We start from the raw sequence: 13,555 nt of genomic DNA on the forward strand, positions 1-13,555 counted from the left end.
TTGTGTTGGAAAAGGATTATTTGTCAAACTTTGTGGAATTTATTACTAAGGACGATTATATTTTACGAATACCTGCATTTGATTGGGTTATCACTATAAGAAAAACGCTCGTACCAATGCAGTTAAAAGCAGGATATAAGAAAAGCTTTGGCAGAAGAGTACGATTAGTAGATTCTGACAAGAAATTTCTCTTTAAGCAAGCGAAAAAAGAGCGGAAAAATCAAATTGTATTCTTTATTGCGCTACAAGTTATAGCTATTATTCTTTATGTGAGTTCAACTACGATCGCTGCTATGAATTCAAGCGATGAAACCAATTCATTTTTATTTCTATTCATTACTATTCTTTCTTGTGTCGTTGCAATTTGGTTTAGCAAAACGATTATTAGTTTAGTGCTAACCCAGAGTACCGGACATAGTCTGGGCTTACCTAGAATAAATGGCGAGTATTATGAGTACCAAATTAAGGGAATGACAGTCAAAATGCTAAAAGACTCTGTAGATATCAGATATGATGATAGAGAGCGCGTTCTAATTACCACGATTGGCGAGTATAAATATATAGAAAGATTCAAGATGAAGGATTTCACTGCGTTTAAAGATAGTTTAGTTTAATTGAACTAAATAAATACCTAAGAAAAGGACTTTTTTTAGCCTTCTCTTAGGTATTTTTTGACGAAATCACTTAAGTTTAAAAATAAACAATGAAGGACTATCATCAAACCAGCTATTCCCGATAAGACTCCGGTAAAACAAAGCAGCCCTGCTCCTCAAGCTGTTGTCCAATCGCCAATAATATATCCTCGCGACCTTTGGAAGCCATAAACTGAATTCCTAATGGCAGGCCTTCTGCTGTTAGATGTGTGGGCAGGCTTATAGCTGGCTGTCCAGTTAAATTCGCCAACTGGGTAAAAGGTGTCAGTACCAAGCTCTTTTCAAACATTTCATAAACGAGGCTTGCTAATTGTTCTTCGGTTAGACTTTCCGCATTTGCTAATCGTTCACGAATAGTGTCACTTTGTAATTCCTGGTCAATTTTTGGTGCTGGAAAGGCTGTAGTTGGTGTCAAAAACAAATCATATTCGGTAAATAGTTGTTCCATCACAGCAGCAGCCTGATCCCATAAATTTAAAGCATTCACATATTTCTTCACGGGAGTTTTCTCGCCATATTGATAAATGCCCCAGGTCATTAATTCCATATCATCAATCGTCAATGATCGACCCAACTGCTGTTGAATATTTCCGAACATGGCTGAGGTCTCAGCGGCATTCATGGAATAATAGCTTTGAATGAGCTGTTGACCATCTACCGGCCAGGTAATTTCAGTAACTTCATGTCCTAAGTCTGTCAGCTGTTTCAAACTGTTTCGCACAGCTTTTACTGCTTCGTCTGAAACTGCGCTGCCAATGGGTGAATCTGTTAGATAAGCAATTTTTAATGATCCTGGAATTGTGTGGGACTGCCACTCATCCTTCGGTGGATGATAGGGTGCAGCCTTGTCATTTCCTCGTAAAGCATAAAACAATTTCTCTGTGTCTCGCATGGAAACAGTCAAAGCAAAATCAATCGAGGCACCCTGCCAGCCACGCCAGCCACCAGGTCCGCTAGGCATTGCTCCACGAGTAGGCTTTAGTCCGATTAATCCGCAAAAAGAAGCAGGAATCCGAATCGAACCGCCGCCGTCACTTGCACCTGCAATTGGAACAATTCCGCTAGCCACCGCTGCTGCAGCACCTCCGCTGGAGCCGCCTGGTGAATGCTCAGTGTTCCAAGGGTTACGGGCGGGGCCATAAAGTATTGGATCAGTAATATTTTTAAAACCAAACTCTGGAGCATTGGTCTTACCAGCCGCAACAAAGCCCAAGTCTTCAATTTTTTTCGTAAAATTTGAGGATGTATGAGAACGGACTCCTGCAAATAAACGCGAACCGTTTGTCGATTTCCAATTGCACTTGTCTTGACCACCCAACATTTTTAGGGGAAAAGGTACTCCGGCAAAGGGTGCGTCTTCAGCTGTCGAGAAGTCAGACAACTGGCTTAACAATTCTTCTTCAGACCATTCTACCCAAGCATTCAAGTTGGGATTTTCCTGCTGTATTCGTTGACTTAATGCTTGATAATAGTCAGCTAAGCTGATTTCTTTTTGCTTGAATTGTTTACTCCAATAGGTAGCATCTTTCATACGGTCACTCCTCGTTTCTCTATCTATTTCTATCCTACAAGTATAACAAAAGCAGAAGTGAAACGTTAAAATAACTCCTGTTGTACAATGTGACAAAAATGTTCGTTGATTCCAAGTGTAATGAATGGTTTTTCTGTCTTGAGCTGACTATAATAGTTTGAAAGTAAGGGAGGCATACCAATGCGAGAAATCCTACAACGGCCGTCAGTCAGGTATTGGCTGAGCTTTGTCGGCAAAACTATCTTTTATTTTGCTATTATTTTGTTTTTAATCTATCTATACCATTACAAGAGTATTCATGGCGGTAACTTTATTTACAACGAGTTTTAAAGGAGGGCAGCAGCTATGACAATAATTGAACAAATTGAACAATGGGCTCAAAAAGATCCAGACCGTTTGGCTTACCAATCGGAGTCCGAATCCTTCACCTATCAAACATTACAAGACCAATCGCAACAGCTGGCCTATTACTTGCAGAATAACATTCCAGCTAAAGCACCAATTGTCATATTCGGCGAATTGGAGTTCGAGATGCTGGTGGGTTTCTTAGCCGCTGCAAAGTCGGGCCATGCCTATATTCCGATTGAGTCGACCACACCAATCGAACGAATTCAATTAATTTTGGAAGTAGCCCAGCCAGCATTCGTGCTGAGTGTCAGCGAATGGCCGATAGGTGTGAAAAGTGACATACCTGTTTTATCTTATGGGGAAATGAAAAAAGAAATGGAAAATTTTCCAGTGGTTTCATTACAACCAGTAATTGGAGATGAAAATTACTATATTATCTTTACCTCCGGAACCACCGGTGTCCCTAAGGGCGTTCAAATTAGTCACGACAATTTAGTAAGTTTTGTCAGTTGGGATTTGTCTGCCTTCGGAATTAAGGAAGAAATGCGTTTCTTGTCACAAGCGCCGTATTCCTTTGATCTATCAGTCATGAGTATTTATCCTGCGTTATGCAGCGGAGGTACCCTCGTGCCGATGGAAAAACGGATCATTAATGATTTCAAAGCATTGTTTGCTTTTTTGCCTACTTTATCCTTAGATGTCTGGGTATCGACCCCTTCCTTCATGGATATTTGTTTAATGGAAAAGAAATTCGATGGGGAACATATCCCATCGTTGAAAATTTTTCTGTTTTGCGGGGAAGAGCTGCCAAGGAAGACAGCACAAGAATTATTACGCCGTTTTCCTAATGCTAAGGTCTTTAATACCTATGGCCCAACAGAAGCAACGGTGGCAATTTCTGGTGTAGAAGTAACGCCGGATCTGCTGGAGCAATTTGATCGAGTACCCATTGGCTACGTAAAAGCAGATACCGAAGTACAGCTCACTGATGACAGTGAACTACTAATTAAAGGACCTAGTGTTTCCAAGGGGTATATGAATAATCCTGAGAAAACAGAAGCGGCGTTCTTCACCGAAGAGGGTACCCGAGTGTATCGTACTGGAGATGCTGTTCGTATAACCGAAGAAGGCCTGCTTTTATATGAAGGTCGAATCGATTTTCAGGTGAAGCTTCATGGGTATCGGATCGAATTGGAAGATATTGACCATCATTTGGAACAAGTTTCTTATGTACAGCAGGCAGTTGTTGTGCCGAAGTATCAGCAGCATAAGGTTCAACAGTTAGTCGCTTATGTTGTTGCAGCAGACAATTCTTTTGAAAAAGCTTTTCAGCTAACAAAGGCTATCAAGGAAGAGCTGGCGGATCGTGTGATGGATTATATGATACCTCAACGTTTTGTCTATGTGGAGCAGCTGCCTCGAACTGCTAATGGCAAGCTGGACCGCAAAGGACTGATTGCTGAGGTGAATCAAACATGATACTGCCACATATGAATCCTTACGCAGCACCTAGCTATTTCGTGTATCTGGTAATTGCACTGCTGCCGATTATTATTGCATTACTTTGGAAGGGCAAACGGTTGCCGATCTATCAATCGATCGTAACGCTGCTGTTTCTCTACATTTCCTTTGGTGGAGCAGATGCTAACCAAGGCTTGGCTTTAATTGGTTACGTCATTTATCAAAGTCTGTTAGTCTGGCTCTATCATCGCTACCGAGCAAAACAGAACAAATCAGGAGTGTTTTACACAGCGGTATTTTTAAGCATCCTTCCGCTAGTCTTAGTTAAGATTACGCCATTTTTGGAAAATGGAAATGCCTCGATTGTCGGTTTTCTAGGAATTTCTTATTTAACCTTTAAGTCGGTACAGATGATTATGGAAATGCGAGATGGCATGATCAAGGAATACAGTCCGCTGCATTATATCCAGTTCCTGCTGTTTTTTCCTACCATTTCATCTGGTCCAATTGACCGTTACCGTCGATTCACCAAAGATTTGGAAGAACCGCCAGCACCGGATAAATACGTTGATCTATTAGGAGCTGGCGTTAAAAATATTTTCTTGGGGTTCCTTTACAAGTTCATTATTGGCTATTATTTTGGTCAGGTGTGGTTGCCTATTGCTGATCATATTGCCATGCGTCATGGTGGATTTTCATGGGCCTTGGTTGCTTACATGTATATCTACAGCATGTACTTGTTCTTCGATTTTGCTGGTTACAGTCTTTTTGCGATTGGAACTAGTAAGCTGATGGGCTTTGAAGCACCACCAAACTTCAATAAGCCGTTTCTGTCTTGGAATATCAAGGAATTCTGGAATCGTTGGCACATGACCTTGTCCTTCTGGTTTCGTGACTATATTTATATGCGTTTAATGTTCACCTTGCTGAAAAAGAAAACCTTCAAAAGTCGTATTGTGGCTTCAAACGTGGGTTACTTTGCCTTGTTTATGATTATGGGCGTTTGGCATGGACTGACCTGGTATTACCTGCTTTACGGTTTTTATCATGCATCACTGATTTGTTTAACCGATGCATGGTTGAGATTTAAGAAGAAGCACAAAGATCTGCCTTCTAATCGATGGACTCATGCCCTGGCAGTATTCTTAACTTTCAACGCTGTCTGTCTTAGCTTCCTGATTTTCTCAGGATTTCTCGATAAGCTATTGTTTCACCACTTATAATTAAAAGGAGCGATTTATCATGGAAGAAAGCATTTTTAACATTTTAGAAGAAATAACTGGTACCGACGAAGTAAGAGCTAATCCTGATGTTAATCTATTTGACGAAGGCCTAATGGATTCATTGGCAACCGTTCAGCTGCTCGTGGAATTAGAAGGACAATTGGATGTCCAAGTACCTGTTTCAGAGTTTGACCGCGACCAATGGAACACACCAAATAAAATTATTGCCCAAGTAAAGGCTCTGCAGTAATGAAAAAAAAGCTGTTCGGCATTTTCGGACCGATCCTGCTAGCCGCGGTTTTGTTGCTTCTGCTGTTCTTTTCTCCAGTGAGAAAAAATACGAGTGATCCGGCATTGCTGAAAGAAGCATCCAGCTCAATGTCTGGAAATATCTTGCGAGGCAACGATATAAAAAGGGGCGCGATCCGAACCGGACAATATGTACCGTTTTTCGGTTCATCAGAGCTAAGCCGTATCAGTCCATTCCATCCTTCGGTCTTAGCTGAGAAGTATCAACGAGGCTATACACCCTTTCTGATGGGGGCACCGGGCACACAGTCATTGACCCAATTTATGATGATGCAATCGTTAGGTAGTGAGATAAAGGGCAAAAAAGCTGTATTTATCATTTCTCCCCAATGGTTCGTTAAGGATGGTATTAAACGAGATTATTTCGATGCCTATTACTCACCAGAGCAAACCTTAAATTGGGTGTTGAATCTGAAAGAGGTCGCACCAAATGATAAATATTTAGCTGACCGTCTGTTAAGCTATGGTGTTGTGAATAAGGACGACCGTTTAGCTCGCATGCTTAATCAAATTAAGGAAGGCGAACTGCCTAATAAGGAAGACTTGCGAATAAGTGAGATGAAATACAATATGTTAAGTCGTGAAGATGAATTATTTAGTACGATTGGTATGCGCTCGAAACAAGAGGCCATTGATAAAAATACCAAAGCACTGCCTGATAAGTATGATTTTGCAACACTGGATCAATTGGCAGATCAAATTGGACGCAAAGCAACTAAAGGGAATAACTTTGAAATCCAACACCATTTCTTCAAGCAACGGATTCAACCACAATTGAAGCAAATGGAAGGCTCACAAAAGGATTGGGATTATCGCTATTCCACTGAATTTTCCGATTTTCAATTGGCTTTGGATCAATTAGCTAAAGAACATACGGATTGTCTATTCATTATTCCACCAGTCAACGGACGCTGGGCTGCTTATACCGGATTGTCGCAGCCAATGCTGGAACAATTTGCTCAAAAAATTAAGTATCAGCTGAATTCTCAAGGCTTCAACAATGTTGTCGATATGACGGATAAGGCCAATGAACCTTACTTCATGCAAGATACCATTCACTTAGGCTGGAAAGGCTGGTTATCTGCGGATCAGTATATTCAACCATTTTTGGAAAACAAACAACCCGTAGAGGTAAACTATCAAATCAATAACAGTAAGTTTTTAAGTCCTGAATGGCAAAAGACTGATCCAACCAAGCTTGCAGATTAAATAGATGACTCACTCACTAAACCTGTGTTAATCTGCTTAGACAATAAGTGGAGGTGTTCGCTATGAATAAAACGGTTTTAGTTACTGGCGGTACTGGTTTTTTAGCGCTGCATATTATTCATCAGCTATTGCAGCAGAAGTTTCAAGTCAGAACAACTGTACGCTCCCTAAAACGTGCCGATTATATAAAAGATACAATGAGTGCTAATGGGATTACCGATCTTAGCAAGCTGACCTTTGTGGAAGCTGATTTGTTGAAGGATGATGGCTGGGATCAGGCGGTTGAAGACCAAGAGTACGTGTTAAGTGTTGCTTCACCAGTCTTTTTCTCAGTCCCTAAGGATGAAAATGAAATGATTCGTCCAGCCGTAGAAGGCATTCAACGAATCCTAACAGCTGCCAGTAAAGCAGATGTCAAACGGGTAGTCATGACCTCTAACTTCGGTGCACTAGGCTTCAGTAATCTAGACCATAATAAGGTAACAACCGAACAGGATTGGACAGATGAACAGCAACCCGGTCTCTCACTTTATGAGAAATCTAAGCTTTTAGCAGAAAAGGCAGCATGGGAATTTATCGAGCATGACCGCAGTGGAATGGAGTTTGCGACAGTCAATCCTGTAGCAATTTTCGGACCTCCGCTGGATGATCATACCTCAGGCAGTTTTAGCGTATTGAAAATGGTCTTTGGCAAAGCATTTCCTAATCTTCCCTTGAATGTGGTTGATGTCAGAGATGTAGCGGATATCCATATTCGAGCAATGACTACTCCTGAGGCTAGAAATCAACGGTTTATTGCATCTGCTGATGGAGAAATTACGCTATTGGAGATTGAAGAGCTGATCCGTAAAGAACGTCCGCAACTAGCGTCTCAATTAACGACTAGAACCATTTCCGCTTGGGCGATTGAAATTGCTTCCTATTTCAATAGTAGAGCCAAAGAAGGAAAGCTTATGCTGGCTATGAATCGTAATATCAGCAATCAAAAAGCAAAGGATGTCCTAGATTGGCGGCCAATGTTCACTAAGGAGCAGACAGTCTTGGATTCGATTGATAGTATGGTGAAAAATGGCGAGCTTTAATGCTTTCTCTAGAATTCACCTGTGGTTCAATAAGTGACAGCAAGACAAGTAAAATAAATATGTATAGAAGTGGTTAAACAGTTGGTATCTGACTGTTTGGCCACTTTTTTACAGTTTAAAAAGTTATAGTTTGCAAGAATAGGGATCTGTTTCAAAGGCAAACAGCAGATTCTTGGATTAATGCTCACATTATTAGATTTTCAAAGAACGAATTTTTATTACAAGCTGAGATTTTTTGTATCTCAGCGTTGGCTATTGTGAAAATAGCTAAGGTCCAACTATTCGTTCTACTCGCATAAGCAGAGGTGCCGCGCGCTAGCACCCCAATAGCACCGTTTAAGACGGTGACTGTGAGTAGAACTTGGTACTATTTCTTATTGTGTCGATCAAGAGTAATGATCAAGGTCGCAAAGGCAATTGCCAATGTCAACGCCTGATACACAGTCATGGCGGGAAATCCTTTCCTAGGTTAAGCATTTTTTTCGCATCACTCCTTTCTTAGAGTTCAGCCACCGCCATAAACACTGCTAAATTAGGTATCACCTCCCTTGCGACAATCAAGGTCAGGTGAGGGACTTAGCATTTTTTCTTTTTCCCTTTTTTCTTCTTGGCTTCGTGAAAGGCTCGGACTCTGTCTACTTGCGCCTTTCGTGGATTGACCGGTTTGAGCAGAGCTTCGGGTTCGTGTGATTCAGTTGTTTCAAACGGTTGTTTAGCTGACTCTTTTGGAAGAGGATTAACTTTCATTTCTTCAGAAACAGCTGCTAGCGGTACAGAAGTTTTTGCTGGAACATCAGCTGGAGCGGTTCTCTTCATACCAGCAGCTTCTACTGCTTTCACTGAAACAGGAGCTACTAGCCCTTGTTCAGCTGGTGCAGTCGGTGTTTTTACAGCCTTTTCTTCTTCTACAACGATGGCTGCTTTCTCAATATTAGTAACTTCTTCAGAGACTTGGTATCCTTCTTCGGTCACAAATTGCGGCGCAAATACATTATCGGGATCCGCTACATAAGCTTGTGGAGCTGGTTTTGATAAATCAAAGAGCGGTGTTTCAATTGTTTCCACGAATTTAGCAGAAACCACCTTTTGGAATTGCTTCACATTGTCTTTCTCAAATAAATTCAGTGTGGTTAGGGTTTCTAATGACGTGCGAATTTCCTCAGGTGTTAGATTTGGATTAGGTTCATTGTAAGACCAACGGTGTCTTTTTCCCATTTCGTCTTCAAATGAAGCATTTAGTTTTAACATATAGATTTCTCCTCTTTTTTCTTTTTTTTATTATTTTCAGGAACTTTCTGCTGCAGACAGATCAGCTCCAAGGGTATGGGCTTCAGTGACTTCAAATAATTCAGTAGTGACAGGTTCAGCTGGGAAACATCGGGCAGTCAGCTTCTGCCACTCATCTTTAGTAAAATAATCCGCAAAGAAAAAGAAGTAACGGCGAAGGGCACGATTAACGGTTGCTTTGGCAAATAAATGCCGTACCAGTCCCTTCATAAATAAGTGAAAGCTTGTGTCGCCTAGCTGGTAACGAACCTTTGTAGCTAGTAAAACTTGGATAGTGACAGTACTGTCCTGTGTTTCTTGATAGAAGTTCAGAATTTCTTCTTCTAATTTTTCTTGTTTTGAATGAAACAGCTGATGAGTGGTAAAAGGCTGTCCTGACATTGATTATTTCCTCCTTTAGCACCCGCAGGACTCAGTCTGCAGGGCTATTTTTAATGTTTTTAGTGATGACTTCGAAAACGGCTAAGCCAACGAAGCTTTTCTAATAAGTGACTAAAAAACCGTTGTTTCTTTGGTAGTAATAAATTCAGCACTTTGGATTGCTGCGAACTGACGAATGCCATGCCTTTGAAACAGGTTCAGTTGAGTTATTCTCTCAAGTGTTTCCTTCATTTCTTCTGCTGTTTTACTCGTGTTGGGTGTTTCATAAGACCAAGTTTGCATTTTTCCGTCTTCTGTTTGGAACGTTGCGACTAATTTAGTTGTAGGCATAGGGACCTCCTTCTTTCCTTCTTTGTTACTATTTCTTATTTAGTAACTCGTGTTTGATTTGTCACGATTACGCTGTCTAACGAACTATCCGGTGCCAGGTCAGCCATTATTTCCCCTAATGCTACGATGTCGGCTTCCGCTGGATTGTTGATGATATTACTGAAATTGACTTTCTTTTGTTTGTCTTCGCCATTCTGTTCAATTTGGACCTGCAATTTTGTTCCTAGTAGTTGAATCATTTTTTTCATTCCTCCAATGGTGTTGTTTTATTTTTCGTTTTTGTGTCCCGGCCGGTGACTAAACAATAAATAATTCTCCAAAAAAAAGCTATAGGGACCCCAGAGAATAATTTGGGCTTACAGGCCCATTTCAAAAATAAAAACCTTGATTTGATAGGCTTTTGATTTTTGAGAAAGTGAAAAAAGGGGCTGGGGTACCAGAAAAGTTTTTTTAATCGGGGTGTTCTCCTTTTGCGGTAAAAAGCCGATAAACCCTGATATACCAACGAAAAGAGCAGTTTCAGCTTTTTTGAGAAAAAGATAAAATAACAAAAAACGAAAAAATAAGAACAACCAAAGAGGCAGCTTCACCTGATGAAAGGGAAACTGCCTCTATTTTCTAGTTATTTATTTTTGTCTGATCATACGGATTGTTCATCCAAAGGGAAGGCATCGAAGCCGTGATTTCTCTCTGCTTCAGCCAGATAGTGGGTCGTCCAGCGAGACGAATACTGATGATAATAAATCGCAGACTCGAAAGGAAATTGTTGTAAAATCGGCTGCTTACTCAACAGGAAACCAAACGTTGTGTCTGGCAAATACAGATAGTCCGGCAGTGTCGCATAATGCGATCGTCTCGCTACCAGGGCTGTTACAGTCAATACATGGCAACTAATCTGTAACAAACTTTAAAGGATGGAAGGGATAAATATATAGTGAGATCATTGTTGCTATTGGGTCTTTGTAGAATTTTTCACCACCAACACAGCTCTCCCACCATCATCAGTATTCTCCAATACCAATCGGCCGCCATGCAACTGAGCAGCTTTTTCAGCGATGGCTAGACCGATCCCGTAGTTGCTGTCAGGAGTTCGACTTTTGTCCTGCTGCCAGAACATTTCCTTGGCATGCTGCAGGGCTTCTTTGCTAAAGCCGGGACCATGATCTTCAAAGATGAAGTGGGTTTCGTTTTTAGTTTGTGTTACTTGAATGTTGACTGTGCCTGAATGGGTGAAACGAATAGCATTTTCGCCGATACTGATTAAGGCACGAGTCAGCATGTACGTCGAGCCAACAATTTGCTGTAAGTCTTGGTTGTAATGATAGTCTAAGTTGATTCCCTTTGACTGAGCTACTGGGGTAAGTGACTCATTCAATTCATGAATCAAATGATCAATAGACAAGGGTTCTTTTTCTTCATTGACTACTTCGAAATTGGATAATTGCTGCAAGGCACCCACATATTGTTTGGCTTTACTTCCTGAGTGATAAATGGCTTGAACCAAGTTCCGTTGTTCTTGATCTAACTTGTCCTCCAATAAAAGCTCAGCATTGCCATTCACTACTGTCAGTGGTGTTTTGATGTCATGAGTCAGGGCAGCAATTTCTTGCTTTCGTTGCTGTTGGGCCTCCCATTGTTGAAGCAGCGAAAATTTTAATGCTTCTCGCATATCTTCCATTGACTGTAATGTTTCATTAAATTCACGGATACCGGCAGAAGTCGGGATCGGTTCTTCGAGGTTTTGTGCGGTAATTTGCTGGCTGGCAGCTTCTACCAGCACCAGCTTTTCTCGCAGCTTTTGGCTGACTCTACGGGTATATAAAAGAAAGAAAAGAACTAATGCAAGTCCAGTTCCAATAATAAAAATTAATTCCGCGCTTGGTAAAATACGCCGAAGTGTTTCATTGGTAAATTGTGCAGTATATGTCCAGGATAAAAGACAGCGGCTGCCGTCGTCAAATTGAACATAAGCACCGGTTGAATAAGTATCATTGTCGGGAGTGTATTTATCAATCTCCTGTTTTAATTTATCTCCGCTCAAAGAAGAAGCGATTACTTGATTCTTCTGATCAAAATAAACAAAATCATAATAGCTTGGCTGCAAATCATCAGGGAATTTGTTCAGTTGCTTTAGTCGTTCAATTTCCCCACGAGCAGCCGTTTCCCCTGCATTAGCAGGAGCAATCATGCTAGATTGAATCATTAACTGAAAGAGAAAAAGGGCAGCTGCCAATAGAATGAATACGCCAATAAAGGCCATTAGCAGAATTCGGGTGACGTAACCGGTCAGGCTGATTATTTTCTTTTTTTCCATCGATAGCCGATCCCCCAGACTGTTTCAATTGGCTCTTCGCCAAGCTTTTTCAACTTAGCTCGAATATTTTTGATATGTTCGACAATGGCACTTTCGTCGGATTCTCCTTCATAGCCAAAAACAGCTTCATATAATTGTCCCTTGGAGAATACTTGCCCGACATGCTCCATCAAATGGGCACAAATGCCATATTCTGATTTGGTAAAATTGATAGGTGTTTCGTCATACAGGATTTGTTGACTAGTTAAATTCAAGACTAAATTGTCTACTCTCAGAACATGGCTGTGGGTTCGCGATTCTCGTCTGAGATGAGCGGCGACGCGTGCCCGTAGTTCTGCGACGGTAAAGGGCTTTTGGATGTAATCATCAGCACCGATTCCCAAGCCATGGACTAAATCATTCTCGGCTGTCCGAGCAGTCACAAAAAGAATCGGGCAATCTACCAGCTGGCGAATTCGTTGGCAGTAGGTAAAGCCGTCTTCTTCAGGCATCATGACGTCTAACAGTATCAATTCCGCAAAAGCTGCCTTTTCTGGAGTTACTTCCTTTGTTGAGGTGACCGTAGTAACCTGATGATCCTGTCTTTCTAAAGCAGTTTTGATAAAATTCAAAATTTCACTGTCATCATCAATTGCTAAAATCTGTGCCATCTGAGCACCTCCTTGCTTAAGTATATTTTGAAATGAAGGACGAGACAAGGGGGCTATTCTTCATTTTTACGTCCTTCCCATCTTTGAAACCAGTTGAAAAGAAAAGCCAACATCAATAAAGTTCCGATCCCTAATGCCCCGAATCCTAACTTTATCGCAGGTTGGGAAGCAGCCACGAGTGGTATCAAACGAATACCCCAAGCGCAGGGAAAGAAGAACCAAATCGTTTCACCTAATCCAGTGATTAACAGGGCTGACAGCAGCAGTTCGAAGGTTGCTACCGCAAAGTTAACATTCCGGCCAAAGCACAATCCGATCCAGAAATGGAAAAAGTACTGAAAGAGGGCACAACCCCAAATCACCAAAGCAAGTTCCAGATTTGTATTAAATGGTAGAGAATAATTGGTAAGGAAAAGACCAATAATGAAACGATAACCCACTACCACAAAAAGGCAGGCGAATAGGCCTGAGCCGATCAAGAACAGCAGCTTAGATAACAGCGTACTGCTGCGTGAGGTAGTATTTAGTAGAAAGAAGCCGCCGCCAGCTTCGATCTCCTGATCAGCTGTTAATGTGCACATCCAAGTAGCTATCAAAGGATAGATCAGGGTTAATAGCTGATAATAATTGATCGTCAGTGCTTCCGCCGAATAATGGGTCATTAATTGATAGCTAATGAAAGCAACCAAACCTAATAAAGGAATCACGAGATGTAAGATAAAAAAAGGCGTTTTACTTAGTTTGAGCTTATCGGCCTGCAATTGCTGCTTCAACATG

18 protein-coding genes are annotated in these 13,555 nt (G+C 41.2%); 7 read left to right on the top strand and 11 right to left on the bottom strand.

Going from position 1 to position 13,555, the window contains the following annotated elements:
• Nucleotides 1-5: 5 nt before the first annotated feature.
• The gene (locus IGI46_RS09030; RefSeq protein WP_429973278.1) at nucleotides 6-614 is read left to right on the top strand and encodes a hypothetical protein; all 609 of its coding nucleotides are present in this window, start codon (nucleotides 6-8) and stop codon (nucleotides 612-614) included.
• A 112-nt stretch (nucleotides 615-726) separates the two neighbouring features.
• On the opposite strand, the gene IGI46_RS09035 is transcribed toward IGI46_RS09030, so the two are convergent.
• Nucleotides 727-2,184: an amidase gene (locus tag IGI46_RS09035; protein ID WP_429973279.1), complete on the bottom strand. Its 1,458-nt coding sequence runs from the start codon at nucleotides 2,182-2,184 to the stop codon at nucleotides 727-729.
• A gap of 180 nt (nucleotides 2,185-2,364) precedes the next feature.
• Here IGI46_RS09035 and IGI46_RS09040 point away from each other — a divergent pair, with 180 nt between their 5' ends.
• The 6 genes from IGI46_RS09040 to IGI46_RS09065 all read left to right on the top strand — a co-directional run bounded on the left by IGI46_RS09040 (nucleotide 2,365) and on the right by IGI46_RS09065 (nucleotide 7,816).
• Nucleotides 2,365-2,514: a teichoic acid D-Ala incorporation-associated protein DltX gene (locus IGI46_RS09040; RefSeq protein ID WP_207705267.1), complete on the top strand. Its 150-nt coding sequence runs from the start codon at nucleotides 2,365-2,367 to the stop codon at nucleotides 2,512-2,514.
• A 15-nt stretch (nucleotides 2,515-2,529) separates the two neighbouring features.
• Nucleotides 2,530-4,011 (top strand): D-alanine--poly(phosphoribitol) ligase subunit DltA, encoded by a 1,482-nt coding sequence (gene dltA, locus IGI46_RS09045; RefSeq protein WP_429973280.1) that lies wholly within the window; start codon nucleotides 2,530-2,532, stop codon nucleotides 4,009-4,011.
• The gene (gene dltB, locus IGI46_RS09050; protein ID WP_429973281.1) at nucleotides 4,008-5,216 is read left to right on the top strand and encodes a D-alanyl-lipoteichoic acid biosynthesis protein DltB; all 1,209 of its coding nucleotides are present in this window, start codon (nucleotides 4,008-4,010) and stop codon (nucleotides 5,214-5,216) included. The genes dltA and dltB overlap by 4 nt, the downstream gene beginning before the upstream one ends.
• Nucleotides 5,217-5,235: 19 nt before the next feature.
• Entirely contained in the window at nucleotides 5,236-5,466 is a 231-nt protein-coding gene (gene dltC / locus IGI46_RS09055) for a D-alanine--poly(phosphoribitol) ligase subunit DltC (protein WP_207705270.1), read from the top strand.
• On the top strand, nucleotides 5,466-6,734 hold the full coding sequence (gene dltD, locus IGI46_RS09060; protein ID WP_429973282.1) for a D-alanyl-lipoteichoic acid biosynthesis protein DltD: 1,269 nt from the start codon (nucleotides 5,466-5,468) through the stop codon (nucleotides 6,732-6,734). Before dltC ends, dltD begins: the two co-directional genes overlap by 1 nt.
• 62 nt (nucleotides 6,735-6,796) lie before the next feature.
• Entirely contained in the window at nucleotides 6,797-7,816 is a 1,020-nt protein-coding gene (locus tag IGI46_RS09065) for an SDR family oxidoreductase (protein WP_429973283.1), read from the top strand.
• A gap of 367 nt (nucleotides 7,817-8,183) precedes the next feature.
• Here IGI46_RS09065 and IGI46_RS09070 read toward each other — a convergent pair whose 3' ends face one another.
• The 10 genes from IGI46_RS09070 to IGI46_RS09115 all read right to left on the bottom strand — a co-directional run bounded on the left by IGI46_RS09070 (nucleotide 8,184) and on the right by IGI46_RS09115 (nucleotide 13,554).
• Complete coding sequence (locus IGI46_RS09070; protein ID WP_242704509.1) at nucleotides 8,184-8,264, bottom strand: putative holin-like toxin; 81 nt, start codon at nucleotides 8,262-8,264, stop codon at nucleotides 8,184-8,186.
• Between the two features lie 128 nt (nucleotides 8,265-8,392).
• Nucleotides 8,393-9,064, bottom strand: a complete 672-nt coding sequence (locus IGI46_RS09075) for a DUF2922 domain-containing protein (RefSeq protein WP_429973284.1) — start codon at nucleotides 9,062-9,064, stop codon at nucleotides 8,393-8,395.
• Between the two features lie 36 nt (nucleotides 9,065-9,100).
• Entirely contained in the window at nucleotides 9,101-9,484 is a 384-nt protein-coding gene (locus tag IGI46_RS09080; RefSeq protein WP_429973285.1) for a hypothetical protein, read from the bottom strand.
• Between the two features lie 111 nt (nucleotides 9,485-9,595).
• Nucleotides 9,596-9,814 (bottom strand): DUF2922 family protein, encoded by a 219-nt coding sequence (locus tag IGI46_RS09085; protein ID WP_429973286.1) that lies wholly within the window; start codon nucleotides 9,812-9,814, stop codon nucleotides 9,596-9,598.
• Between the two features lie 35 nt (nucleotides 9,815-9,849).
• Nucleotides 9,850-10,053 (bottom strand): hypothetical protein, encoded by a 204-nt coding sequence (locus IGI46_RS09090; RefSeq protein WP_347298913.1) that lies wholly within the window; start codon nucleotides 10,051-10,053, stop codon nucleotides 9,850-9,852.
• A 117-nt stretch (nucleotides 10,054-10,170) separates the two neighbouring features.
• Nucleotides 10,171-10,365 carry a hypothetical protein gene (locus IGI46_RS09095; RefSeq protein WP_429973287.1) on the bottom strand — a complete coding sequence of 65 codons (195 nt, stop codon included), beginning with the start codon at nucleotides 10,363-10,365 and terminating at the stop codon, nucleotides 10,171-10,173.
• A gap of 89 nt (nucleotides 10,366-10,454) precedes the next feature.
• Nucleotides 10,455-10,631, bottom strand: a complete 177-nt coding sequence (locus tag IGI46_RS09100; RefSeq protein WP_429973288.1) for a hypothetical protein — start codon at nucleotides 10,629-10,631, stop codon at nucleotides 10,455-10,457.
• Nucleotides 10,632-10,763: 132 nt separating this feature from the next.
• Nucleotides 10,764-12,128: a sensor histidine kinase gene (locus tag IGI46_RS09105; RefSeq protein ID WP_429973289.1), complete on the bottom strand. Its 1,365-nt coding sequence runs from the start codon at nucleotides 12,126-12,128 to the stop codon at nucleotides 10,764-10,766.
• Entirely contained in the window at nucleotides 12,110-12,778 is a 669-nt protein-coding gene (locus tag IGI46_RS09110) for a response regulator transcription factor (protein WP_429973290.1), read from the bottom strand. Before IGI46_RS09110 ends, IGI46_RS09105 begins: the two co-directional genes overlap by 19 nt.
• Nucleotides 12,779-12,831: 53 nt before the next feature.
• Nucleotides 12,832-13,554 carry a lantibiotic immunity ABC transporter MutG family permease subunit gene (locus IGI46_RS09115; protein WP_429973291.1) on the bottom strand — a complete coding sequence of 241 codons (723 nt, stop codon included), beginning with the start codon at nucleotides 13,552-13,554 and terminating at the stop codon, nucleotides 12,832-12,834.
• Nucleotide 13,555: the final 1 nt, after the last annotated feature.

The sequence above is a fragment of the Enterococcus sp. AZ163 genome (assembly GCF_050498925.1).
Taxonomy (GTDB): Bacteria; Bacillota; Bacilli; order Lactobacillales; family Enterococcaceae; genus Enterococcus_A; species Enterococcus_A ferrettii.

What these genes read in the sequence shown, in the direction of transcription:
- IGI46_RS09035 (WP_429973279.1), bottom strand. Translation starts at nt 2,184, where the DNA reads ATGAAAGATGCTACCTATTGGAGTAAACAATTCAAGCAAAAAGAAATC.
- IGI46_RS09040 (WP_207705267.1), top strand. Translation starts at nt 2,365, where the DNA reads ATGCGAGAAATCCTACAACGGCCGTCAGTCAGGTATTGGCTGAGCTTT.
- dltA (WP_429973280.1), top strand. Translation starts at nt 2,530, where the DNA reads ATGACAATAATTGAACAAATTGAACAATGGGCTCAAAAAGATCCAGAC.
- dltB (WP_429973281.1), top strand. Translation starts at nt 4,008, where the DNA reads ATGATACTGCCACATATGAATCCTTACGCAGCACCTAGCTATTTCGTG.
- dltC (WP_207705270.1), top strand. Translation starts at nt 5,236, where the DNA reads ATGGAAGAAAGCATTTTTAACATTTTAGAAGAAATAACTGGTACCGAC.
- dltD (WP_429973282.1), top strand. Translation starts at nt 5,466, where the DNA reads ATGAAAAAAAAGCTGTTCGGCATTTTCGGACCGATCCTGCTAGCCGCG.
- IGI46_RS09065 (WP_429973283.1), top strand. Translation starts at nt 6,797, where the DNA reads ATGAATAAAACGGTTTTAGTTACTGGCGGTACTGGTTTTTTAGCGCTG.
- IGI46_RS09070 (WP_242704509.1), bottom strand. Translation starts at nt 8,264, where the DNA reads ATGACTGTGTATCAGGCGTTGACATTGGCAATTGCCTTTGCGACCTTG.
- IGI46_RS09075 (WP_429973284.1), bottom strand. Translation starts at nt 9,064, where the DNA reads ATGTTAAAACTAAATGCTTCATTTGAAGACGAAATGGGAAAAAGACAC.
- IGI46_RS09080 (WP_429973285.1), bottom strand. Translation starts at nt 9,484, where the DNA reads ATGTCAGGACAGCCTTTTACCACTCATCAGCTGTTTCATTCAAAACAA.
- IGI46_RS09085 (WP_429973286.1), bottom strand. Translation starts at nt 9,814, where the DNA reads ATGCCTACAACTAAATTAGTCGCAACGTTCCAAACAGAAGACGGAAAA.
- IGI46_RS09090 (WP_347298913.1), bottom strand. Translation starts at nt 10,053, where the DNA reads ATGATTCAACTACTAGGAACAAAATTGCAGGTCCAAATTGAACAGAAT.
- IGI46_RS09105 (WP_429973289.1), bottom strand. Translation starts at nt 12,128, where the DNA reads ATGGAAAAAAAGAAAATAATCAGCCTGACCGGTTACGTCACCCGAATT.
- IGI46_RS09110 (WP_429973290.1), bottom strand. Translation starts at nt 12,778, where the DNA reads ATGGCACAGATTTTAGCAATTGATGATGACAGTGAAATTTTGAATTTT.
- IGI46_RS09115 (WP_429973291.1), bottom strand. Translation starts at nt 13,554, where the DNA reads ATGTTGAAGCAGCAATTGCAGGCCGATAAGCTCAAACTAAGTAAAACG.